The sequence below is a fragment of the Paraburkholderia sp. A1RI-2L genome (assembly GCF_048957375.1).
In the GTDB taxonomy this organism is placed as follows: domain Bacteria; phylum Pseudomonadota; class Gammaproteobacteria; order Burkholderiales; family Burkholderiaceae; genus Paraburkholderia.
The window spans coordinates 1347151-1368659 of record NZ_JARBTA010000002.1; the positions used below are offsets into that span (position 1 = coordinate 1347151).

General features: G+C 63.0%; 17 protein-coding genes and 2 pseudogenes. 12 read left to right on the forward strand and 7 right to left on the reverse strand.

Annotated elements, in window-relative coordinates; translation table 11 throughout:
* Window positions 1–220: 220 nt before the first annotated feature.
* The 4 genes and pseudogenes from PWP93_RS21005 (at window position 221) to PWP93_RS21020 (ending at window position 4882) form a co-directional block, all read left to right on the forward strand.
* A pseudogene (locus PWP93_RS21005) lies at window positions 221–2480 on the forward strand (T6SS effector phospholipase Tle3 domain-containing protein).
* Window positions 2477–3924: pseudogene (locus tag PWP93_RS21010) on the forward strand (virulence factor). Before PWP93_RS21005 ends, PWP93_RS21010 begins: the two co-directional pseudogenes overlap by 4 nt.
* 10 nt (window positions 3925–3934) lie before the next feature.
* Window positions 3935–4192, forward strand: a complete 258-nt coding sequence (locus PWP93_RS21015; RefSeq protein ID WP_421026792.1) for a PAAR domain-containing protein — start codon at window positions 3935–3937, stop codon at window positions 4190–4192.
* Entirely contained in the window at window positions 4193–4882 is a 690-nt protein-coding gene (locus PWP93_RS21020; RefSeq protein ID WP_421045799.1) for a hypothetical protein, read from the forward strand.
* A 53-nt stretch (window positions 4883–4935) separates the two neighbouring features.
* Here PWP93_RS21020 and PWP93_RS21025 read toward each other — a convergent pair whose 3' ends face one another.
* From PWP93_RS21025 to kdgD, 3 genes are all read right to left on the reverse strand, one after another.
* A complete protein-coding gene (locus PWP93_RS21025; RefSeq protein ID WP_421026794.1) occupies window positions 4936–5673 on the reverse strand; it encodes a FadR/GntR family transcriptional regulator in 738 nt (245 codons plus the stop codon).
* Between the two features lie 69 nt (window positions 5674–5742).
* Window positions 5743–7092: an MFS transporter gene (locus tag PWP93_RS21030; protein ID WP_421045800.1), complete on the reverse strand. Its 1350-nt coding sequence runs from the start codon at window positions 7090–7092 to the stop codon at window positions 5743–5745.
* A 149-nt stretch (window positions 7093–7241) separates the two neighbouring features.
* Window positions 7242–8159 (reverse strand): 5-dehydro-4-deoxyglucarate dehydratase, encoded by a 918-nt coding sequence (kdgD, locus tag PWP93_RS21035; RefSeq protein ID WP_421045801.1) that lies wholly within the window; start codon window positions 8157–8159, stop codon window positions 7242–7244.
* 270 nt (window positions 8160–8429) lie between these two features.
* On the opposite strand from kdgD, the gene garD reads away from it, so the two are divergent.
* The 7 genes from garD (at window position 8430) to PWP93_RS21070 (ending at window position 16858) form a co-directional block, all read left to right on the forward strand.
* Window positions 8430–10019: a galactarate dehydratase gene (gene garD, locus PWP93_RS21040; RefSeq protein WP_421045802.1), complete on the forward strand. Its 1590-nt coding sequence runs from the start codon at window positions 8430–8432 to the stop codon at window positions 10017–10019.
* Between the two features lie 81 nt (window positions 10020–10100).
* Window positions 10101–10976, forward strand: a complete 876-nt coding sequence (locus tag PWP93_RS21045) for an NAD-dependent epimerase/dehydratase family protein (protein ID WP_421045803.1) — start codon at window positions 10101–10103, stop codon at window positions 10974–10976.
* The gene (locus PWP93_RS21050; RefSeq protein WP_421045804.1) at window positions 10973–11920 is read left to right on the forward strand and encodes an SMP-30/gluconolactonase/LRE family protein; all 948 of its coding nucleotides are present in this window, start codon (window positions 10973–10975) and stop codon (window positions 11918–11920) included. The genes PWP93_RS21045 and PWP93_RS21050 overlap by 4 nt, the downstream gene beginning before the upstream one ends.
* Before the next feature lie 616 nt (window positions 11921–12536).
* Window positions 12537–13529, forward strand: a complete 993-nt coding sequence (locus PWP93_RS21055) for a TRAP transporter substrate-binding protein (protein ID WP_421026800.1) — start codon at window positions 12537–12539, stop codon at window positions 13527–13529.
* 202 nt (window positions 13530–13731) lie between these two features.
* Window positions 13732–14211 (forward strand): TRAP transporter small permease, encoded by a 480-nt coding sequence (locus tag PWP93_RS21060; protein ID WP_421045805.1) that lies wholly within the window; start codon window positions 13732–13734, stop codon window positions 14209–14211.
* A 7-nt stretch (window positions 14212–14218) separates the two neighbouring features.
* Window positions 14219–15571 (forward strand): TRAP transporter large permease, encoded by a 1353-nt coding sequence (locus PWP93_RS21065; protein WP_421026802.1) that lies wholly within the window; start codon window positions 14219–14221, stop codon window positions 15569–15571.
* Window positions 15572–15658: 87 nt separating this feature from the next.
* On the forward strand, window positions 15659–16858 hold the full coding sequence (locus PWP93_RS21070) for a porin (protein WP_421026803.1): 1200 nt from the start codon (window positions 15659–15661) through the stop codon (window positions 16856–16858).
* A 264-nt stretch (window positions 16859–17122) separates the two neighbouring features.
* Here the strand turns inward: PWP93_RS21070 and PWP93_RS21075 are convergent, their stop codons facing one another.
* The gene (locus PWP93_RS21075; RefSeq protein ID WP_421046147.1) at window positions 17123–17872 is read right to left on the reverse strand and encodes an SDR family oxidoreductase; all 750 of its coding nucleotides are present in this window, start codon (window positions 17870–17872) and stop codon (window positions 17123–17125) included.
* A gap of 124 nt (window positions 17873–17996) precedes the next feature.
* Between PWP93_RS21075 and PWP93_RS21080 the strand changes: the two genes are divergently transcribed.
* A complete protein-coding gene (locus tag PWP93_RS21080; protein ID WP_421045806.1) occupies window positions 17997–18914 on the forward strand; it encodes a LysR family transcriptional regulator in 918 nt (305 codons plus the stop codon).
* Here PWP93_RS21080 and PWP93_RS21085 read toward each other — a convergent pair.
* The 3 genes from PWP93_RS21085 to PWP93_RS21095 all read right to left on the reverse strand — a co-directional run bounded on the left by PWP93_RS21085 (window position 18911) and on the right by PWP93_RS21095 (window position 21508).
* Window positions 18911–19906 (reverse strand): 2-hydroxyacid dehydrogenase, encoded by a 996-nt coding sequence (locus tag PWP93_RS21085; protein ID WP_421045807.1) that lies wholly within the window; start codon window positions 19904–19906, stop codon window positions 18911–18913. The genes PWP93_RS21080 and PWP93_RS21085 overlap by 4 nt on opposite strands.
* A 172-nt stretch (window positions 19907–20078) precedes the next feature.
* Window positions 20079–20582: a DoxX family protein gene (locus PWP93_RS21090; protein WP_421046148.1), complete on the reverse strand. Its 504-nt coding sequence runs from the start codon at window positions 20580–20582 to the stop codon at window positions 20079–20081.
* Entirely contained in the window at window positions 20582–21508 is a 927-nt protein-coding gene (locus PWP93_RS21095; RefSeq protein WP_421045808.1) for a DUF692 domain-containing protein, read from the reverse strand. Before PWP93_RS21095 ends, PWP93_RS21090 begins: the two co-directional genes overlap by 1 nt.
* Between the last annotated feature and the right edge of the window lies 1 nt (window position 21509).

A 21509-nucleotide genomic window follows, 5' to 3' on the forward strand; every position in this document is an offset into this window, starting at 1 on the left:
GGGACGCTAATACTGATTGCCGCCCGGAATAGCTACAGTAGATCCAAAACATCCGCCGATTTTAATTGCAGGCACAACATATTCGTGGCCATCGGCTTGTTTCGACATGGGCAAACGACGCGGAAAATTGTTGCCTGTCAACAGCAAGTCGTTTGAATCATTCGTGAATTAGTTCGTCGAGCAGAATACCTGGTTTCCATTCTGAAGAGTTTGCTCGAGCATGACCGACTCTTTCCCGAATCCAGATACGGCGTCATCCATTCCACCCGCAGCACCTGCCACCGAGCCGCCGCGCATCGTGATCGGACAGGGGCAGGGGCCTTTGGTCTTCGATTTAACTAGCGAACTGATCTGCGTAAAGCAGCAGCCGCTGCCCGGTGTCGTCATCTTTGTGCATGGCGTGAACTCCGAAGGCGAGTGGTTCGAACCCGCCGAGGCAGGGCTGTGCAAGGGGCTGAACCGGCGGCTTGCGCGTCTGGATGACCAGATGGCGCACAGGGGCGTGGTCGGCGGGCAGATGTCTCCGGCACACTACACCGAGAGCTTGACGCCCGATGGGTTTCTCAATCCTGACCTGTGGGCCGGCAACTACATCAAGCCCGATGCGTCGTTCTCTCCCGTGATTCATTTCCGCTGGGGCTACAAGGCGAACAAGGACGAACTGAAGGAGTACGGCGACAAGATCTTCCTGAACGAACAGGGTTACTGGGGCGGCGGTCCATTCGCCAACGGCTGCTCGAGTCTGCCGGACCTGTGGCAGGAGGGCATCGACGACCGCATCTTCGGCTTCATCACCGTCCTGGGCCTCAACCCGACGCAGCGCCCGCTGTACCGCACGCCACCGCGCGCCTACGGCGTGCTGGCCGCACTGCGGCTAGCGAAGCTGATCCAGTCGATCCGGCAGACGCAGGCCAATGTCCCGATCACGATCGTTTGCCACAGCCAGGGAAACATGGTGGGCCTCACGGCCGCAATTTTTCGGCGATCAGTTGCCGGAAGTCACCGACCCATGGGGCAACGTCGGCCGCTGCGTGGCCGATGCCTACGTGCTCGCGAATCCGCCGTACAGCGTCTCGAACACGGGCACGGTGATGGAGAACTGGTCGCAGCGCAAGATTCGCGATGCGGGCGACAACCGGGGGCGTGAAACTTACGAGGCGCGCACGAAGACGCTGCGGGAGTTCTTCAATATCATCCGTGCCCGCCGGGCATTCGAAATGCCCGTCGACAAGGTCGATGAAGACATGGCTAACGAGCGCATATCGCCGACCAGCGGGAAGCGCTACAAGGCAGCGGAAGATCGTGCGGCGCACGGCGTCAACAACAGCACGTACGGTCGCGTCACGCTGTACTGCTGTCCGCACGACTAGGTCATCTCGGCCACGACGGTGCAGGGCATCGGCTGGCGCGGACTTGCGGGCCGGGAGCTTGCCGATACGGGGGCGCAGGGTGTGTTGACACAGCGCGTGTTCGCGACGCACTTCCCGGTGGGGCTGTATAGCCTGAAGAACACGCCGCTGGAATATCGCTATTGGGAAGACGACTGGCGGCACGGAAAAGGAAAGACCAGCGGCTTCTGGTATCCGCCGTCGCCGCCCGCGAAATATGGATTGACAGATGCGTGGAGCGGCAATGAGAACCCTGTCGGATGGTTTGCCACGACCATGACGGCTCCGCTGCTGTCCATCGTGACGCTGGTGACGTCGTCGCTCGACGCGATGCGCGTGAACGCGGACCCGCCGACCGGCTGGAAAGTCGTGGCCGATGCGCCCAGGCTGGACGAGCCGTTCACGCCGAAAGCGTTGCGATACGGTAAGGAATGCGAAATCGAAGACGGCCCGAATGCGCACAGCGACTTCAACGAAAGCCATGACCCGCCCGCTGCGGCGCGTGACGCGGCGAAGACCGATGCGAAACCCGACGATCCGTACGACAACTACGAGAAAGGGGCGAAGGCCATCGGCGACAAAGGCAGCGAAGCGGCACAGCGTTATGAGGATCACGCCATTCTGCGCATGCGCGCGCTGCGCCAACGTAATCCGGATTGGATCGACGGGAACGGCAACGTGATTGGCGAGGACGGCAAGAGCACGGCCCCGGAGGGATACACGCAATGGCGCAATGCGCAGGTCGTCAGCATTCTGAACAAGGGCGCGAACAACAATCCGACCAATCACTCGACCATCATGACGAATCCGATGCATGCGGAGAAGGCGCTCGCGTATGACGTCGCGATCGGGTTTTGTTACCTGTCGCCGGAGCAGATGGAAGCCCTTCGTATTGAAGCTGACTGGAGGTTTGGCAAAGGAATGGATGATGACAATCCGAACAAGAAATACTTTCAGTACTTCATCAGTGGCTTTCTCGGAGGCGTGTCACTGGATATATGGGCCAAAACAGATGACGAAGCAAAAATGCCCGCAAAGATCGCGGATGAACGAGAAGGCAGCTTCTATCTGAATATCGGGGGAGTTGCATGAGCGCCCTGATTGCAACCTGGCCGCGCCGCGCGGCGCTTGCACTTTGCGCGTTGATCCTGTCAGTGGTTGTCATGCTGGTGTGGATGGCGCATGACAACCTGGAACCGCTCGATACTGGAGAACTCATGAAACGACTGCTTTTGCTGCCGGGTCTTGTCGCCTGGGCAACGTTCGTGCTGAGCACGGTGCTGATGCCATCGACGGCGCAGGCTGCCACGTCATCGGCAGAAGCCGCGGCCGAAACTAGTGTGTCTTCCCGGCCCTTCGTTGCACAGGTCGTTGGCAACGGCGCGACTATCCGACCGAATGGCAATTGCTGTGGGCATTGAGTCTGGTGAAGCCCAACAAGAACGACGACATGGTGCGGACGCAACCGCAAAAATACTCCACGCTCCAGTACGTTGCCGGAATTGCCTATGGAAATCATGGCACAGAGACTTTCAAAGGCTTTTATCACAAATATGTTGAAGAGTTGCTGCCTCTGCTCGGAACCCGTTACGTAATGAATTCCAGATATTTCTACACGGTCAAACCAGCAAACAAGAGAGACTGGCGAGAACTGGCCGGCATCCATGTCGAGTTCGCCATTCCCACGCGGCTCGATCCGGTTGAAGCCCAAACCTATCTGCAAAAGCAGATCATCAGCGAATTCAACATCGGAAACAAATATTTCCCCAAACTCTGGAGCGACAGCACGCCGCCTGAGGTTCGCGTAACACCCGGCGGCCCGAACGCAGGCTTCACCTCGCTGAACGCCGCACTCGATTACCTCCAGACCAACCCGGACAAAAGCGTGTGGGTCATGAACTGGGACGCACCGAGCTTCCCGCCGAAGGATGGCCAGCTTAACGAAAACATGGTGCTGCTGATCCTGACCGGCCCCGACTTCAAAACGGAGCGCGAACCGCTCGCCTGGATCGGACGCGCGGCAACCGGCAACGCGAGCGATTTCGAAGCGAAGGCCGGAACGACACGCACGGTGCAGGCGTGGAAGGCAACGATTGAAGCCGCCGCGCACAACACAGGCGTCACTGTTCCCGACATTCACTACGTCATACACGATGCTGGCAGGGCCAGCGACGAGGCATCGGCGCGTATCGGTCCGTTGTCGCGCACGCTTACCGAGACGCTGCCCGATTTCGACTACGGCAAACAAATGTTCAATACGCCCGCGTTGCTTGGCGACATGGGCGCGGGCACCGCATTGACGGACGTTGCGCTCGCCATTGGCCGAGCGAATCATCTGGGCGGCAATGTGCTGGTCGCGGGCACCACGGACGCGAACCGTCCCGTTGCGGTCGTGATCGTGCCGCCATCGAAACTCAACCCCATCGACGCCGATTCCGACTGGTTCCGCGCACGCGGCGGGAACAATGCCTATCTGCCGTGGTGGGGGCGCCGCTTCGATGAGGACAAGGGGTTAAAGCAGGGCTATTCAGAGTAAAGGAGACGTTATGCGAGGCATCATCAGGGTCGGCGACCTTCTCAGTCACGGCGGGCATGTGGAGGCTGGGGCGCCCAATTACACGGTCATGGGGCGCTCGGTTGCGCGCAAGGGCGATGCTTGCCTCTGCGCGTTGCATGGCGAGGTCGTAATTGCCGACGGCGATGACAGCTTCGAAGTCGATGGCGCCGCCGCGGCATTCGAAGGTCACAAGGCCTCGTGCGGGGCTGAACTGATTTCGAGTATGCCGTCATCGGGGCGCAACTAGATGTTCGGCTGGAATCGCATGCGTCGTCGCGCCTCGGACGAAAACATCAAGGCCGGCGAAATAATCGACCCTTATATGTTGATCCGCCTGGCAGCGGATGGCGTTGCGGTGCAGGTGCAAGGGAGTCGTCTTCCGGAAGGCGAGGCCCCGAACTTCTATCTGTCGATGTTCAATGCGCTGATTTCAGGCGAGTACCAGGCGAGGCGCAATGGCGGGAGCTTCCAGTTAGCGCGCGTTTCCGGGGTTAAACCGAACATCTTTTGCCCGGATGCGAAACAGATGCAGGTTTCCCTTCACATCGCCTGGGCGGCGCATGACGGACGCGTGCTCGAGCGCCCCGATGGTTCGCTATGGACGGTGGTCTGCCTGCAAGGTTCGCGAACGCGCTCCACGTCGTCTGGCATCGAAGTGGACGCGGATGCGCTTGTGCATATCGACTACCTGCACGAACAGGGGGGCCTGTTTGCCTGGCGGGAAACTGCGGAACTGGTCAGGCTCTGGGAGCGGCCGCGCACGCAGCGGGTACTAGATCGGGCGCTCGACACGATGCCGCTCGTGACCACCTCGACACCCGAAGCAGGCAACCAGTATGCGGTGTACGACCCGGAGTTCGGGCAATGGCATTTCGTTGCGCGGGAATTCGCCTTTCAGCCGTTGCAGCCGGGCGCTGGTGGGTTTCGATTGTTCTGACGATGCCCGGGCGCGCCGCGGCTCCGAACTCCGCGATATCAGCTGAAACCCGCTCAGCTATTCGCGTCGCTCACCTCATTCGCCCGCCGCAGCCGCTCCCGGCTATTGGAAAGATGCATCCGCATCGCCGCCCGCGCGCCTTCGGCATCATGCCGCGAAATCGCTTCAAAAATGCTCTCATGTTCGAGATTAACGAGCGACAGATACGCATCCGGATCGGCGCGCGCAATGCCGGCTGAGTCGAGCCGCTTGCGCGGAATCAGCGCGCTGCCCATCTGCGAGAGGATGTCGACGAAATAGCGATTGCCCGTGGCGCGCGCCACCGAAACGTGAAACTGCAAATCGGCGTCCACACTGTCTTGCCCGTTGTGGCGCGAGGTTTCGATCGCGTCGAGCGCGGCGCGAATGCGCGCGAGGTCGTCCGGTTTTGCGCGTTGCGCCGCGAGGCCCGCGCATTCCGTTTCCAGGCTGATGCGCAGTTCGAGAATCGACAGCACGTCGCGCAACGTAGTGGCGGGCACGACGGCGATGCCGAGTTTTTCGCGCGGCGGTTCGAGCACGAAGCTGCCGATACCGTGCCGCGTCTCGATGATCTTGCCCGCTTGCAGGCGCGAAATGGCTTCGCGAATCACGGTGCGGCTCACGCTGAGCGTGTGCATCAACTGCGATTCGGTCGGGAGTTTGTCGCCGGGGTTCAGTGCCTTGGCGGCAATTTGCTCGGTGACATAGTTGACGACGAGTTCGGCAAGATTGCGTGCGCGTCGTGGCGGAGGCGCGACTGGTGTGGCCATCGAAAACGCCCCTTGATCGGAAATTGGCAGAGGTCTCTGCGTGGGATTATATCGTTGTCCGATCGCCGTTCAGGCCGTGCGCAGTTCGACGCGCCGGATGTCCTTCACGATCACGAGGTAGCTGAACACGGTCAGCAGCGCGTTCGCGCCGACGAACACGAGCGCGCCATTGAACGAGCCCGTGCGTGCGACCAGATAGCCGATTACGATAGGCGTGACGATGCCGGCCACGTTGCCGAACATGTTGAAAATCGCGCCCGACAGGCCCAGGGCTTCCTTCGGCGAGGTATCGGCCACCACGGCCCAGCCGAGCGCGCCGATCCCCTTGCCGAAGAACGCGAGCGACATCAGCGCGACGACGATCCAGTCGGTCGAGACATAGTTGCAGCCGATGATGCAGGTCGACAGCAGCATGCCGCCCACGATCGGCACCTTGCGCGCGAGCGTGAGCGATGCGCCGCGCCGGATCAGTCCGTCCGAGATCAGGCCGCCGAGCACGCCGCCGGAAAAGCCGCAGACCGCCGGCAGCGAAGCGACGAGGCCGGCCTGCAGGATCGTCATGCCGCGCGCCTGCACGAGGTAGATCGGAAACCAGGTGAGGAAGAAGTAGGTCAGCACGTTGATGCAGTACTGCGCGAGATAGACGCCGAGCAGCATGCGGTTGCTGAGCAGCTGGCGCATGAGCGCCCAGCCGCCGGATTTTTCGGCGTCGTCAGAGCGAATCTTGCGCGCGCCGCTCACGAGGCCGCCGCCTTGCTCGATGTAGTCGAGTTCGGCGCGCGAAACGCGCGGGTGGTCGGCGGGATTTTTCATGAACGTCAGCCACGTGAGCGCGAGCAGCAGCCCGAGCACACCCATCACCACGTAGACCGTCTGCCAGCCGAATGCGTGGGTGAGCCATGCCATCAGCGGCGTGAACACGACGGCGGCGAAGTACTGCGCGGCGTTGAAAATGGCCGATGCGGTGCCGCGCTCGTTGGTCGGGAACCAGCTCGCGACGACCTTCGCGTTGGCCGGGAACGCGGGCGATTCCGCCGCGCCCATCGCGAAGCGCAGCACGAACAACGCGGCCACCGCGGCGCCCGCGCTGCCCAGCAGGCCGATCGAGCTTTGCAGCAGCGTGAACAGCGACCACGAAAAAATGCTGGCCGCGTACACGCGCCGCGCGCCGAAGCGGTCGAGCAGCCAGCCGGCCGGCAGCTGCGAGAGCACGTAGGCCCAGCTGAAGGCGGAGAAGATGTAGCCCATGCGGATCGCGTCGAGGCTGAACGCGGCGCGCATCGCGGAGCCCGTGACCGAGAGGGTCGCGCGGTCAGCGTAGTTGAGGGTCGTGATCAGAAAGATCAGCGCCAGGATCGCGTAGCGAACCCGGGTGCGCGCGACGGCGCTGGCGGAACTGGCCGTGCGGCTCATGTTCATGGTTGTCTCCTGAGTTATCCGGCAGGGGCCGTTATGCGCGCCCGGCGGCGTGGCCGCGCCGGGCGTTCGTGACGGGACCGTCTGCGCGGTCCTCGTCGATCTGGCTGGCGGCGTGCGCGCGGGTGTGCACGTGGCGCGCCGCCGCGGCTTTACTGCGCGCCGAGCTTGCGGATCAGCGCGTCGAGCTGTTCCATTTCTTTGCTGGTCAGGTCGGTGAGCGGCGCGCGCACCGGGCCCGCGCTGTGGCCCACGAGCTTCGCGCCCGCCTTGACGATGCTGACCGCGTAGCCCGCGCGGCGGTTGCGGATCTTCAGATACGGCAGGAAGAATTCGTCGATCAGCTTGCCGGTGGTGGGGTGGTCGTCGGCTGCGATGGCGCGGTAGAAGTCCATCGCGGTCTTCGGAATGAAGTTGAAAACCGCCGACGAGTACACCGGCACGCCAAGCGCCTTGTACGCGGCGGCATAGACTTCGGCGGTCGGCAGGCCGCCGAGGTACGAGAAGCGCTCGCCCAGGCGGCGGCGGATCGTCACCATGTTTTCGATCTCGCCCACGCCGTCCTTGAAGCCGATCAGGTTCGGGCAGCGCTCGGCCAGGATCTCCAGCATGTCGGCGTTGAGCCTCGAATTGGCGCGGTTGTAGATGATGACGCCCAGGTTCGGCACGGCCTTGCAGACCTGTTCCGCGTGCGCGGCGATGCCTTCCTGGCTGGCTTCGGTCAGGTAGTGCGGCATCAGCAGAATGCCTTGCGCGCCCTGGCGCTCCGCTTCCTTCGCGTAGGCAATCGCGGTGCGGGTCGGGCCGCCCGTGCCGGCGAGAATCGGCACCTTGCCCTTGCAGACTTCGGTGGCGGTGCGCACGACCTTCGAGTAGTCGTCGTGCGTGAGCGAGAAGAATTCGCCCGTGCCGCCGGCCACGAACAGGGCGGAAGCGCCGTACGGCGCCAGCCATTCGAGGCGCTCGGCGTAGGTGTCGGCGCGAAAATCGCCTTGTGCGTCGAAGTCGGTGACGGGGAAGGACAGGAGGCCTTCCGAAACGATCTGCTTGAGTTCCTGCGGTGTCGTCATGTGAATATCCAGAAGCGGTATGTTTCGGTGGGTCGGCTGGGCCCGGTCTGATCGACTCGTGGGGCCGAAGGTCCGACAAGTAGGGATTCGTTAAATAAATCTCGAAAACTTATACGTCATCGTACAACAAGGAATCCGGGAATTCAACGGAGATTCGTGGCATAGTGCGCACGGTAGGGTAAATACGGAACGTTGTGGTTAACGCCTATGTTGTATGATGACGTATGAATATTGGCGCGGCAAGCCGGCCGCGCCTTGAGGATCGATGCAATGGAACCCACTCCGCTCTACATACGCGTTCACCCCAACGACAACGTCGCAATCGTCGTCAACGACGGCGGCCTGGGCGAGGGCGCGGTATTTGCCGACGGCCTCAGGCTGCGCGAGCGCGTGCCGCAGGGGCACAAGGTTGCGCTCGCCGACCTGGCCGAGGGTGACGAGGTCATCCGCTACAACGTGGTGATCGGCTACGCGCTGAAGGCGCTGCCGAGAGGCAGCTGGATCAACGAGCACGTGATCCGCATGCCCAGCCCGCCCCGGCTCGAAGATCTGCCCATCGCCACCATCAAGGCGCCGGAGATGGCGCCGCTCGACGGCTACACGTTCGAGGGTTATCGCAACGCGGACGGCTCGGTCGGCACGCGCAACATCCTCGCGATCACGACCACCGTGCAGTGCGTGGCCGACGTGGTTCAGCACGCGGTCACGCGCATCAAGGCGGAGCTGCTGCCGAAGTACCCGAATGTCGACGACGTCGTGAGTCTCGGCCACACCTACGGCTGCGGCGTCGCCATCGACGCGCCCGACGCGATGGTGCCGATCCGCACCGTGCGCAACATCGCGCTGAATCCCAACTTCGGCGGCGAGGTGATGATGGTGAGCCTCGGCTGCGAGAAGCTGCAGCCCGAGCGCCTGATGCCGCCGGGCACGATCCCGATCGCGGCGGCCGCGAACGCGGACGACATCGCCGATATCGGCGATGTCGCGGCGGACCATAACGGCGACGTCGTGGTGTTGCAGGACGAAGCGCACGTGGGCTTCCAGTCGATGATCGAGTCGATCATGCGCATGGCCGAGGGCCATCTCAAGCGTCTGAACAACCGCCGCCGCGAAACCTGTCCGGCCTCCGATCTCGTGGTCGGGGTGCAGTGCGGCGGCAGCGATGCGTTCTCCGGGCTGACCGCGAACCCGGCCGTCGGCTTCGCCACCGACCTGCTCGTGCGCGCGGGGGCGACCGTGATGTTCTCGGAAGTCACCGAAGTGCGCGACGGCGTCGACCAGCTCACGGCGCGCGCGGCCAATGCGGAGGTGGCCGCGGCGATCATCCGCGAAATGCAGTGGTACGACGATTATCTGAAGCGCGGCGGCGCCGACCGCAGCGCGAACACGACGCCCGGCAACAAGAAGGGCGGCCTGTCGAACATCGTCGAAAAGGCGATGGGCTCGATCATCAAGTCGGGCAACTCGGCGATCTCGGGCGTGCTGTCGCCGGGCGAGAAGGTGCGGCAGAAGGGCCTGATTTATGCGGCGACACCGGCCAGCGACTTCATCTGCGGCACGCTGCAACTGGCTTCGGGCATCACGCTGCACGTGTTCACGACGGGCCGCGGCACGCCGTACAGCCTCGCCGAAGTGCCCGTCATCAAGGTCGCGACGCGCTCGGATCTCGCGCGCCGCTGGCGCGATCTGATGGACATCGACGCCGGCACCATCGCGACCGGCGAGTCCTGCATCGAGGACGTGGGCTGGGAACTGTTCCGGCTGATGCTCGACGTCGCGAGTGGGCGCAAGGAGACCTGCGCCGAGAAGCTCAAGCTCCATAACGCGCTGGTGCTGTTCAACCCGGCGCCGGTGACCTGAGCGCCGTTTCGCTTTCTCGCGCGTCGATCCGGCGAACCGATCCAATCTCACTCACAGATGCACTCACAGAAGCAAAAGGACATGACCGATTCGAACGATTCGAACGTTAACCGCTCCGCGGCAAGCAAGCCGTTCCGCCGCCTGCTTCTCACCGGCGCGGCGGGCAATCTCGGCAAGCAGTTGCGCGGCGCGCTCGCCGACTGGGCCGACATCGTGCGCGTGTCCGATATCGCACCGCTCGGCGAAGTGGCTGCGCACGAAGAGGCCGCTATCGTCGATCTCGCCGATGCGGCGGCCGTGCACGCGCTGCTCGAAGGCGTGGACGCCGTGGTGCATCTCGGCGGCATTTCCGTCGAGGCGCCGTTCGAGGATCTGCTCGAAGCGAATATCCGCGGCCTCTACAACCTGTACTCGTCCGCATACAGGCAGGGCGTGAAGCGCATCGTCTACGCGAGCTCGAATCATGCGGTGGGCTTTCATCCGGTGACCTCGGTGCTCGATGCCGACGCGCCGCTGCGCCCCGATGGCCTGTATGGCGTCACGAAATGCTTCGGCGAATCGCTGTCGCGCTATTACTTCGACCGCTTCGGGCTCGAGACCGTGTGTTTGCGGATCGGCTCGTCGTTCGAGCAGCCGAAGTCGGCGCGCATGCTCGTCACGTATCTGAGCTATCGCGACTTCATCGAACTCGTGCGCTGCTCGCTGTTCACCAATCGCGTCGGCCATGCAATCGTCTACGGCGTCTCGAACAATCGCATTTCGTGGGTGGACAATACCAAGGCCGCGTTCCTCGGCTTCCGTCCGAAGGACAGCTCCGAGCCGTTCGAGCATCTGTTTCCCGCGGGCGCGCCCGACCCGCGTTTCGACGATCCGACCCAGCTGTACCAGGGCGGCCCGTTCGTGCTCGCCGGACCGTTGGAGCCGAAGCACGGCAACGCGACGGGTAAATCCAGATGACGGGCGCAACGGCTAACCCGAAGGTGGAGCGGCTCGAAGCCGCCGGGCCGCTGCCCGCGGCGACGGGCGAAAGCCCGGTCTGGCGTGCGGCGGAGCAGGCGCTGTACTGGGTGGACATTCCGGCGCAGAAGATCGTGCGCGCCCAGATCGAAACGGGCCGGCGCACCGAATGGCGGCTGCCGGAGCAGGTTGCCTGCATCGCCTTCAATCGTGACGGCACGGTGCTCGCGGGCTGCGAAACGGGGCTGTTCGCGGTTACGCTCGATGAGGCGTCGGATGCGTCGGGTGCTGACGGAGGCGAGCCGCTGACGGCTGCCGTCCGCAAGCTCGCGGCGCCTGTGTTCCCGCGCACCGGCATGCGCTTCAACGACGGCCGCTGCGACCGGCAAGGACGCTTCTGGGCCGGCACGATGGTCATGGACATGGCCGCGGCCATTCCGGACGGCGCGCTGTACCGCTACGACGCAAGCGGCGTGCTGTCCGCGCCGGTCGTCGATGCGCTCATTACGCAGAACGGCCTCGGCTGGTCGCCGGACGGCGCGACGATGTATCTGACCGACTCGCATCCGCTGCGCCGCCTGATCTGGGCCTTCGACTACGACATCGAATCGGGCGCGCCGCGCAACCGGCGCGTGTTCGCCGATCTGCATCACTACGCGGGCCGCCCCGACGGCGCGGCAGTGGACGCCGATGGCTGCTACTGGATCTGCGCGAACGACGCGGGACGGCTACTGCGCTTCACGCCGCAAGGCAAGCTCGACCGCGAGATCGCCGTGCCGGCCGTGAAGCCGGCCATGTGCGCGTTCGGCGGCCGCGATCTCGATACGCTGTTTGTCACGTCGATCCGTCCGGGAACGGGCGCGAGCGAGCACGACGGCCACGTGTTCGCGCTGCGGCCCGGCGTGAGCGGACTTCCCGAGCCCGAATTTGCAGGGCAACTGTAATCAGGCTTGCGCGAAGCGTGCGCCGGGAGGACGTCTTTCTCCCGGCGTTTTTCGTTTACGGCGCCTTTTCTGCAGCCGTTTATCATCACTCGTCGTACAACTTGATGCGTAGAAGCTACCGTGTTCTGAGTTCATGCTTCAAAACAACAACATCTTGCGAGGCGCTTCGAACACTATTTCAGGATCCTTCAGAACAAGCGCCAGCCATGGCAGCGTGCGGCTTCGCTCATGGTGCTCATGGCTGCCGGGAGGGCTTTTCTGCGGGTAAATACTGTCTGTACAAGCGAAAAGTGCTTTTATAGACTTCGTCTGTCGTCGTACAACATAAGCGGGTCCAACAAATCGCTTTCACCTGAAAGTCGAGTCGCCGTACAAAGCTGGCGGCTTTCAAATGGGCATCGCGTTTCTCCATGCGTACCCGAAAGTTTGTCGGCCTGGTCGAAGCAGGGCAGTCGAGTAATCGACAGGAGTGCTGGATAACCTGTGCCGGGGTTGTTGGACAACCAGCACGGCGAGCGCCGCGTCCTGCGAAGGGGCGATGCGCGCAGCCGCAGACGCATCAAAACCATGTCGCATCCGCAATCGATGGGATGGTCAATTTCCAAGGAATGTCACGATGAACAAGAGGTTTGCATCTTCCCGTGTTTCGATGATCGTTGCCGCCGCAGCGCTGGCGTTCGGCACGACGTCGGCTCAAGCGCGCGTGTTCCGCGTTTCGGATGTGCATGGCGACAACTATCCGACCAACATGGCCGTGAAGTACATGGGCGAGGAAATCAGCAAGGCGACCGACGGCAAGGACAAGGTGAAGGTGTTCGGCAACAGCGCGCTCGGCTCCGAGAACGACACTATCGATCAGGTGCGCATCGGCGCGCTCGACATGGCGCGCGCGAACGGCGCGGCGTTCAACGAGATCGTGCCCGAATCGATGATCCCGTCGCTGCCGTTCCTGTTTCGCGACATCGACCATTTCCGCAAGGTGATGTACGGCCCAGAAGGCCAGAAGATTCTCGACGCCTTTACCGCGAAGGGCATGATCGCGCTGACGTTCTATGAGAGCGGCGCGCGCTCGATGTACGCGAAGAAGCCGATCAAGTCGCCGGCCGACATGAAGGGCCTGAAAGTGCGCGTGCAGCCGTCCGACCTGATGGTCGACGAAATCAAGGCCATGGGCGGCACGCCGACCCCGATGCCGTTCGCGGAGGTCTACACGGGCCTGAAGACCGGTCTCGTCGACGGCGCGGAAAACAATCTGCCATCCTACGAAGAAACCAAGCACTTCGAAGTGGCCAAGGTGTACTCGGAAACCCAGCATTCGATGACGCCGGAAGTGCTGGTGTTCTCGAAGAAGGTGTGGGACACGCTGACGCCGCAGGAGCAGCAGATCATCAAGAAGGCGGCGGCCGACTCGGTGCCGTACTACCAGAAGCTGTGGACCGCGCGCGAAGCCGAGGCGCAGAACACGGTCACGAAGGGCGGCGCCACCATCGTCACCGCTTCGCAGATCGACCGTCCCGCTTTCGTGAAAGCCATGCAGCCGATTTGGGCAAAGTACGAAAAGACGCCTGAAATGAAGCAGATCGTCGACGAGATCCAGGCAATCAAGTAAGTCCCGCGTCCCGGACGCCAACCGCATCAACACCGTTTGTGGCAGGAGCGGCGCGACTTGCCCGGCAGGCGATCCTGCGGCAGGCGATCCTGCGGGCTTCGCGCCGTACCGTGCCGCGCCGCGCGCAACGGGTGTGTCAGGAGACGACATGCTGAACGCTCAAGATGTTCAAGACCGGTCTGTCGCAAGAAGGGCAGCGTCAATGAATTTCCTTAAACGCCCCAACGATTTTCTTTTTCGCGTGCTGGTGGTCGTCGCGGCGGTGAGCCTCGCGGCGCTGTGCGCGCTCGTGATTTATAGCGTGGTGATGCGCTACGTCTTTGCCGACGCGCCCGATTTCGTCGAGCCCATTGCACTGCTGCTCGTCATCGTGATCGCGATGTTCGGCGCGGCGCTGCGGGTGCGCGAAGGCGGCCACATCGGGCTCGACTCGTTCGTGAAGAGACTGCCGCCGAAGGCCCAGACGGTCGTGACGGCCATTCAGCATATCTGCCTGATCGTTTTCGCGGTGGCGACTTTCGTCGGTTGCCTGGAGATGGCGGAAACCACGCAGCACGACCGGATTCCGATTCTCGGCTTGCCGGAAGGGCTGCGCTACTGCATTCCCATTGTCGCCAGCGTCTGCATCGCGATGTTCTCGGCCGAGCATCTGCTCGGGCTCTTTGCCCGGAAAAACAAATAGAACCATCATGGAACTCGCCCTTCTCACCGCCAGTTTTCTCGTTTTCCTTTTTCTCGGGGTGCCGGTCTCGTTCGCGCTCGGGCTGTCCTGCGTCCTGACGTACCTTTACGAAGGACTTCCGACGGCCACCGCGATGCAGTCGATGATCTCGGGTATGAACGCGTTCTCGTTTCTCGCGGTGCCGTTCTTCATCTTCTCGGGCGAACTGATGCTCCACGGCGGCATTGCCGACCGCATCCTGCGCTTCGCGCAGGCGACCGTCGGTCATTTCCGCGGCGGCCTCGGCATGGCCAACGTCGTTGCCTGCACCATGTTCGGCGGCGTGTCGGGTTCGCCGACCGCCGATACCTCGGCGATGGGCGGCGTGGTGATCCCGCTGATGAAGCGCGAAGGCTACAGCGCGGCGTACGCGGTCAACGTGACGACGCACTCGTCGCTCGCCGGCGCGCTGATGCCGACTTCGACGAATATGATCATCTACGCGTTCGCGGCCCAGGGCGTGAGCGGCTCGCTCAACGGCGTGCAGATGAGCGGCGTGTCGATCGGCGATCTGCTGTTCTCGGGGCTCTTGCCGGTGCTGTGGGTGATGGGCCTCGTGCTGATTGCCGCTTACTGGCAGGCCGTCAAGTTTGGCTATCCGCGCCGTGCCGACGGCTCCACCGAGCTGCAGCGTTTTCCCGGCTGGATGGCGGTCCTGCGCACTTTCATCGGCGCGTTGCCGGGCCTGATGGTCATCGCGATCATTCTGTTCTGCGTGGCGCGCGGCATCGCCACCGCGACGGAAGCAGCCGCGATTGCCGTGGCGTATTCGCTGATTCTCACCATCGTGGTGTACCGCTCGATGTCGCTGGCGAAGCTCGGCCACGCGCTCGGCAAGGCGGCGAAGACGACCGGCGTGGTGCTGCTGCTGATCGGCGTGTCGAACATGCTGCGCTTCCAGATGGCCTACCTGGAGATTCCCGATTCGATCGAGCGCATGCTCGACGGCGCGACCTCGATGCCGTGGCTGATGCTCCTGTACATCAACATCATTCAGGTGTTTCTCGGCACCTTCGTCGACATGGCGGCGCACATCCTGATCACGACGCCGCTGTTTCTGCCGATGGCCATGCACAACGGCGTGGGTCCGGTGCAGTTCGGCATCATGATTCTGCTGAACTGCGCGCTCGGTCTCGTGCATCCGCCGATTGGCTCGGTGCAGTTCATCGGCTGCGCGATCGGCAATGTGTCGATTGGTGAAACCACCAAGGTCGCGTGGCCGTACTACCTCGCTATCTTTTCGGCTATCAATATCGTCACCTATGTCCCGTGGTTTTCGACCTGGTTGCCGAGCCTCATCAACGGCCACCCGGTGTATTGATTCTGGATGTTTCAACCACGTTGGCTTTCACACTCGGCGGCCTTCATTCAAGGCCGCATAAATAGCGTTTCTAGCAGAGGAGAAAAAATGAAAAAGACGCTTTTGGCTTCGGCTCTGGGGCTGGTCGCCCTCGGCGCCCATGCGCAAAGCAGTGTGACCTTGTACGGTATCGTCGATACGGGGATCGGCTACCAAAGCAGCTCGGCGGCGCTCGGCTCGAACTCGGGCGGCCGCTCGGTGGTCAAGATGAATAACGGCATCTGGGCCGGCAGCCGTTTCGGTTTGAAGGGTTCGGAAGATCTGGGCGGCGGCACGAAGGCGATCTTCCAGCTGGAAGAGGGCTTCAACAGCGCGAACGGCGCGCAAGCCGTGTCGGGTCTGATGTTCAATCGTCAGGCGTGGGTGGGCATGACGGACAAGCGCTTCGGCACGTTGACGGCGGGCCGCCAGTACACCTCGTACTACACGCTGCTTTCGCCGTACAGCCCGACTACCTGGCTGACCGGCGCATATGGCGCGCACCCGGGCGATATCGACTCGCTCGATACGCTGTACCGCGTGAACAACTCGCTCGTCTATACGTCGCCGACCATCGCCGGCCTCACCGTCAGCGGCTCGTACGCGCTGGGCGGCACGCCGGGCAGCACGGGCGCCGGCCAGACCTGGAGCGTGGCGGCGCAGTACCTGAACGGCCCGGTCGGCATCGCGGCGGGTATCCAGCGCATCGACAACGGCAACACGAGCGGCGGCGCATGGGGTGCGAACTCCACCGCGTCGAACAACGGCTCGCAGCCGGGTGTTTCGGGCATCAACAATGGTTTCCAGTCGGCAGCCAAGCAGCAGCGCGTGGCAGTGACGGGCGGCTATGCGTTCAATTCGCAGTGGGACGTGTCGCTCTCGTATTCGAACGTGCAATACGCGGCGGGCACGGCTTCGCTGTTCCACGGCACGCAGATCTGGAACACGGCCGGCGCCGTGCTGCACTGGAAGCCGACCACGGCGCTGGACCTGGCCGCTGGCTATAGCTACACCGCCGCGACGCAATCGAACGGCATCACCAGCGCGGCGAGCTACAACCAGTTCAACCTCTCGCAGTACTACTCGCTGTCCAAGCGCACGGGCCTGTATGCGCTGGAAGCGTATCAGCGCGCGAACGGCCAGACGCTGGGCACGAACGGCAAGACCATCATCAACGCCACGGCGGACATCGGCGACGGCCAGAACGGCTCGCCTTCGTCGTCGCGCAGCATGGTTGCGGTGGGCGTGGGCATCATCCACCGCTTCTGATGGCTTGATCGGATGTGGCGGCGAAGTTCGCCGCCACCCCCGCATCGCTGCCAACCCGCGATGGCTTTGCGCCTCGCGGGTTTTTCTTTGGCAGGCGCGAAGCAGAGCGACTCCCGTCGCGCCTGGTTTCCGCTGCGAGCTCGACAGCGGCACGTCCCGCATCTTCAGAACGCCGGGTGCTTCGACAGTGGACGCAGCCACAGCGAAATCGATCGTGCTGGAAATCTTGCTCCCAGCAACAACTCAGGCCCTCCCCCTGAAGGCTCAAAGCTGGCTCATGCCGCCATCGGCGATGATTTCGGTGCCGACGATAAAAGCCGATTCCGGCGCGCAAAGATGCAGCACGGTCGAGGCGATCTCCGCCGGCAGGCCGAAGCGGCCCAGCGGAACCTGGTTCTGGATTTGCGCAACGGTGGCCGACAGCGTGTCGGCATCCATGCCGAGCTTGCCGTGCAGCGGCGTCGTCACCGGTCCGGGGCTGACCACGTTCACGCGAATGCCCGAACCGATCAGCTCGCCCGACAGCGTCTTGGCCAGCGAGATCAGCGCGGCCTTGCTGGCGGCGTACACGGAAGACATCGGCATGCCGATGTGTGCATTGATCGAGCCGTTCAGCACGATCGAGGTGCCAGGGTTCAGCAGCGGCAGCAGCGCCTGAATCTGGAAGTACGCGCCTTTCACGTTGGCGTTGAAGGTGGCATCCCAGAGCGCCTCGTTCACATCGGGCAGCGCCGCAAATTTGGCGACGCCGGCGTTGATGAAAACGGCGTCCAGACGGATGCCTTGTTCGGACAATTGGCGGGCCAGGTCGCGCGCGTCATGCACTGTGCCGGTTTCGTTGCGGATGGCGAGAGCCTTGCTGCCCAGCGTGGCGCGGGCGGTTTCCAGCGTTGCCGCGTCGCGGCCGGTGATGATCACGCGTGCGCCTTCCCTCGCGAATGCCTGTGCGGCCGCCAGGCCAATGCCGCTGTTGCCGCCAGTGACCAGAACGGTCTTGCCTTCGAAGCGATTCATGATGTTCTCCAGTGGAAAAAGTGGAACTTGGGTGGAACTTCGTCGATTGCGTGAGTGCAGTATGGACGCGGCATAGCGGTTTGCCATACGATCGTATCGATGAACACGTTCGAAGGAATTGCACATGTTGTCGGAAGACGAATTGGCCCTGCTGGAGGCCATCCGCGACGCAGGCAGCTTGTCGCGCGCGGCGGCGCGGCTGGGCAAGGCGCCCTCGACCGTGTCGCACGCCGCGCGGCAACTCGAGCAGCGCTTCGACGCGCTGCTGTTCGACCGTCGCCGCTACCGCTTGCAGTTGACGCGCGCGGGCGAGGTGCTCACCGACGAAGCCGCGCGGCTCGCGCAGGACGTCTCGCGCGTCACGCAGCGCGTGCGGCAAGTGGCAAACGGCTGGGAGGACCAGCTGTGGATCGTGACCGACGAGTTGATGGAGTTCGAAACGCTTATGCCGGTCATGCATGCATTCGACAAGCTCGAATCCGGGGTGGCCCTGCGCGTCACCCATGAAGTGCTCGCCGGCACCTGGGAAGCGCTGCGCGACGGCAGGGCCGATCTGGTCGTCGGCGCGACCAACGAGCCGCCGGCGATTCCCAATCTCGGGTGGTTCGAGCTGGGCGTGGTCGAGTGGGTGTTCGCGATCTCGCCCCGGCATCCGCTCGCGGCGGCCCGCGAACCGCTGACGCGTGAGGACATCGCCCGCCACCGCGCGGTGGTGGTGGCCGACTCGTCGCGTTCCACAGCGGGCCGCGCGTACGGCACGGTGGGCGGGCAGCGTTCGCTGGCCGCGCCTTCCATGCGCGCCAAGACGCAGGCACAGCGCGCTGGGCTCGGGATCGGCTGGTTGCCCCGGCATCGCGTGGCGTCGCTGCTCAAGCGCGGCGAACTGGTGGAAAAGCGCACCGCGAATCCGCGCGAGCCTAACGTGCTGTACGTCGGCTGGCGCAACGAGCATGAGGGCCGCGCGCTGCAATGGTGGCTGGAGCAGTTGAGGGAGCCGCGGCTGGCCCGGCGGCTCGTGCGCGGAGTCGACGCGTATGCCTAGCGGGCTTTCACCTCGTTCTTCAATTCCAGCTGTTTCTCAAACTTCGTAATGCTTTCCACCGTGGTTTCGCAGATCGTCGTCAATGCCTCGCGCGTGAGGTAGGCCTGATGCCCGGTGACGATCACATTGGGAAACGACACGAGGCGCTGAAAGACGTCGTCGGTGATGATCTCGCTGGAGAGATCGCGGAAGAACAGATCCGCCTCCTGCTCATAAACGTCGATCCCCAGGCCGCCTAGCTGGCCGCTCTTCAACGCCTCGATGGCGGCTTCCGTGTCGATCAGGCCGCCCCGGCTCGTATTGATCAGGATGGCACCGGGCTTCGCGCACTCGAGCGTCTGCGAATTGATGATGTGATACGTCTCGGGCGTCAGCGGACAGTGCAGCGAAATCACGTCGGCTTGTTCGGCAAATGTGCCTGCTGTTGCGTAGCCAAGGCCAAGCGCTTCGAATTGAGGCGATGGATAGGGATCGAAACCGATCACCTTGCAGCCGAAGCCGAGCATGATCTTCGCAAACACGCAGCCGATCTGACCCGTTCCCACCACCACAACCGTCTTGCCGTGCAGGTCGAAGCCGGTCAGGCCATCGAGCGAGAAATTCGAATCGCGCGTGCGGTTATAGGCGCGGTGCACTTTGCGGTTGATCGCGAGCAGCAGCGCCACCGCGTGCTCGGCCACCGAGTACGGCGAGTATGTGACTACACGCACGACTTTCATGTCGAGCCGCGCGGCAGCTTCCAGATCGACGTTATTGAAGCCCGTGCAGCGCAACGCGAGCAGGCGGGTGCCGCCCTTGTGCAGCGCTTCGAGTACCTGTGCGTCGGCACGGTCGTTGACGAAGATGCACACCGCGCCGTAGCCGGCCGCAAGACCGACGCTGTCCATATCGAGCAGGACGTCGAAGTAGTGCAGATCGTGTTGCGCGGCCCGGTTGGCCTCGTCGAGAAACTGGCGCTCGTAGCGCGTCGAACTGAAAACCGCTACATCCATGGTGTGCTCCGCTGAATCGGCTACTCGAGACCTTTCATGCATGACGCGCTTGCGTCTGGCTGGCGGCAATCTCCTTGACTGCCTCCATGCCGCCCCCTCCAGATGAATAAAGCAACATGCAGGGCTTGAATATTACTCGCTTGCCGGTAAATCAGCGGGCAACGTGGCACGCTCATGTCCGGTGATTGCGGTCGCCCAGCAGATAATCGATCGAGATCGAGCCGGGGCCCCAGGCGGCAACGCCGAGCGCCATGGCGGCCCAGGTAATGTGGACCGGCCAGCCATCCGGTACCGTCAATTCGATCAGGCAGGTCATTAGCAACAGACCCAGCGCAGCGAAACGTGTGCCGATGCCGAGCACGAGCAGCACCGGGAATGCGATCTCGCCGCATGCCGAAAGAAACGCGAAGACAGCCGGCGCAGGAAACGGATAAGGCCCGCCCGGCAGGTGCAGCCGAAATTCTTCGGTGAACAGATCGATGGCCGTGCCGTTGAGCTGGAGGAAGCCGTGCCATTTGAGTATCCCCGACCGCCAGAACGGCACGGCAAGCGCAATGCGCAGCAGCAATTGCACGAACCACGGTTGCGCGAGCTTTTCGACCAGGCGCCGCGCACGAACGATTGCTATCGTGACGATGCCGAAAAGGGATGGCTTGAGAACTTGCTGGATCGACATCATGATTGCTCTCCATTCAAAACGGAAGTGAGCGTAGCGGCAGCGATCCGCCGTGCCGTCTTTGCATGCGCACGCAATTCGGACCACGCCGGCAGATTGCTGTCCCATTCGATCAGTGTCGGCACGGGGCCGAGGTGTTCGATGACGAGCCCGTAGAGTTCCCAGACGGGTTCTGCAATGGCACGGTCGTGACTGTCGATGAGCAGCGGCGCATTCTCGTCGTCGCGCTGCTCGCTGTGTCCCGCGAGATGAATCTCGCCAACGTATTCGGACGGAAATTCCGCAAGATACGCTCGAGCCGGATAGCCGTGATTGACTGCCGAAACGAAAACGTTATTCACATCGAGCAGCAATCCGCAGCCCGTGCGTTGCGCGACGGCGCGGATAAACTCGGGCTCGCTCATGGTCGAAGACGCGAACGCAACATAGGTGGAAGGATTTTCGAGCAGGATAGGGCGCTTGATGGCTTCCTGAACCTGATCGATGTGCGCGCAAACCCTGTCGAGCGTGGCCTTCGTATAAGGCAGCGGCAACAGGTCGTTAAGGAAGGTTCCGCCATGCGAGGACCACGCCAGATGCTCGGAGACGAGCAGCGGCTCGTAGCGCTCCACCAGTGCGCGAAAGCGGGCGAGGTGCTGGACGTCGAGCGCATCCGGGCCGCCGATCGACATGCACACGCCATGCAGCGAGAGCGGCCAGGATTCGCGGATCGTGCCTAGCATGCGATGCGGCGGGCCGCCCGCGCCCATGTAGTTCTCGGCGTGGACTTCGAAGAAACCGTTTTCCAGTCCATCGTCGAGAATGGCGGCGAAGTGCTCGTGCTTGAAGCTGGTGCCGGTCAGCACGGGCTTCGCACGTGCGGCGTCGACTGAGCGAAGAGGACGGCCGGGCGCATGTGCCGTCACGCTGCCAGTGGAAGGGTTCATG

Excerpts from the sequence above, each read along its gene's own strand:
- PWP93_RS21015 (WP_421026792.1), top strand. The coding sequence starts at position 3,935 with ATGCGAGGCATCATCAGGGTCGGCGACCTTCTCAGTCACGGCGGGCAT.
- PWP93_RS21020 (WP_421045799.1), top strand. The coding sequence starts at position 4,193 with ATGTTCGGCTGGAATCGCATGCGTCGTCGCGCCTCGGACGAAAACATC.
- PWP93_RS21025 (WP_421026794.1), bottom strand. The coding sequence starts at position 5,673 with ATGGCCACACCAGTCGCGCCTCCGCCACGACGCGCACGCAATCTTGCC.
- PWP93_RS21030 (WP_421045800.1), bottom strand. The coding sequence starts at position 7,092 with ATGAACATGAGCCGCACGGCCAGTTCCGCCAGCGCCGTCGCGCGCACC.
- kdgD (WP_421045801.1), bottom strand. The coding sequence starts at position 8,159 with ATGACGACACCGCAGGAACTCAAGCAGATCGTTTCGGAAGGCCTCCTG.
- garD (WP_421045802.1), top strand. The coding sequence starts at position 8,430 with ATGGAACCCACTCCGCTCTACATACGCGTTCACCCCAACGACAACGTC.
- PWP93_RS21045 (WP_421045803.1), top strand. The coding sequence starts at position 10,101 with ATGACCGATTCGAACGATTCGAACGTTAACCGCTCCGCGGCAAGCAAG.
- PWP93_RS21050 (WP_421045804.1), top strand. The coding sequence starts at position 10,973 with ATGACGGGCGCAACGGCTAACCCGAAGGTGGAGCGGCTCGAAGCCGCC.
- PWP93_RS21055 (WP_421026800.1), top strand. The coding sequence starts at position 12,537 with ATGAACAAGAGGTTTGCATCTTCCCGTGTTTCGATGATCGTTGCCGCC.
- PWP93_RS21060 (WP_421045805.1), top strand. The coding sequence starts at position 13,732 with ATGAATTTCCTTAAACGCCCCAACGATTTTCTTTTTCGCGTGCTGGTG.
- PWP93_RS21065 (WP_421026802.1), top strand. The coding sequence starts at position 14,219 with ATGGAACTCGCCCTTCTCACCGCCAGTTTTCTCGTTTTCCTTTTTCTC.
- PWP93_RS21070 (WP_421026803.1), top strand. The coding sequence starts at position 15,659 with ATGAAAAAGACGCTTTTGGCTTCGGCTCTGGGGCTGGTCGCCCTCGGC.
- PWP93_RS21075 (WP_421046147.1), bottom strand. The coding sequence starts at position 17,872 with ATGAATCGCTTCGAAGGCAAGACCGTTCTGGTCACTGGCGGCAACAGC.
- PWP93_RS21080 (WP_421045806.1), top strand. The coding sequence starts at position 17,997 with ATGTTGTCGGAAGACGAATTGGCCCTGCTGGAGGCCATCCGCGACGCA.
- PWP93_RS21085 (WP_421045807.1), bottom strand. The coding sequence starts at position 19,906 with ATGGATGTAGCGGTTTTCAGTTCGACGCGCTACGAGCGCCAGTTTCTC.
- PWP93_RS21090 (WP_421046148.1), bottom strand. The coding sequence starts at position 20,582 with ATGTCGATCCAGCAAGTTCTCAAGCCATCCCTTTTCGGCATCGTCACG.
- PWP93_RS21095 (WP_421045808.1), bottom strand. The coding sequence starts at position 21,508 with ATGAACCCTTCCACTGGCAGCGTGACGGCACATGCGCCCGGCCGTCCT.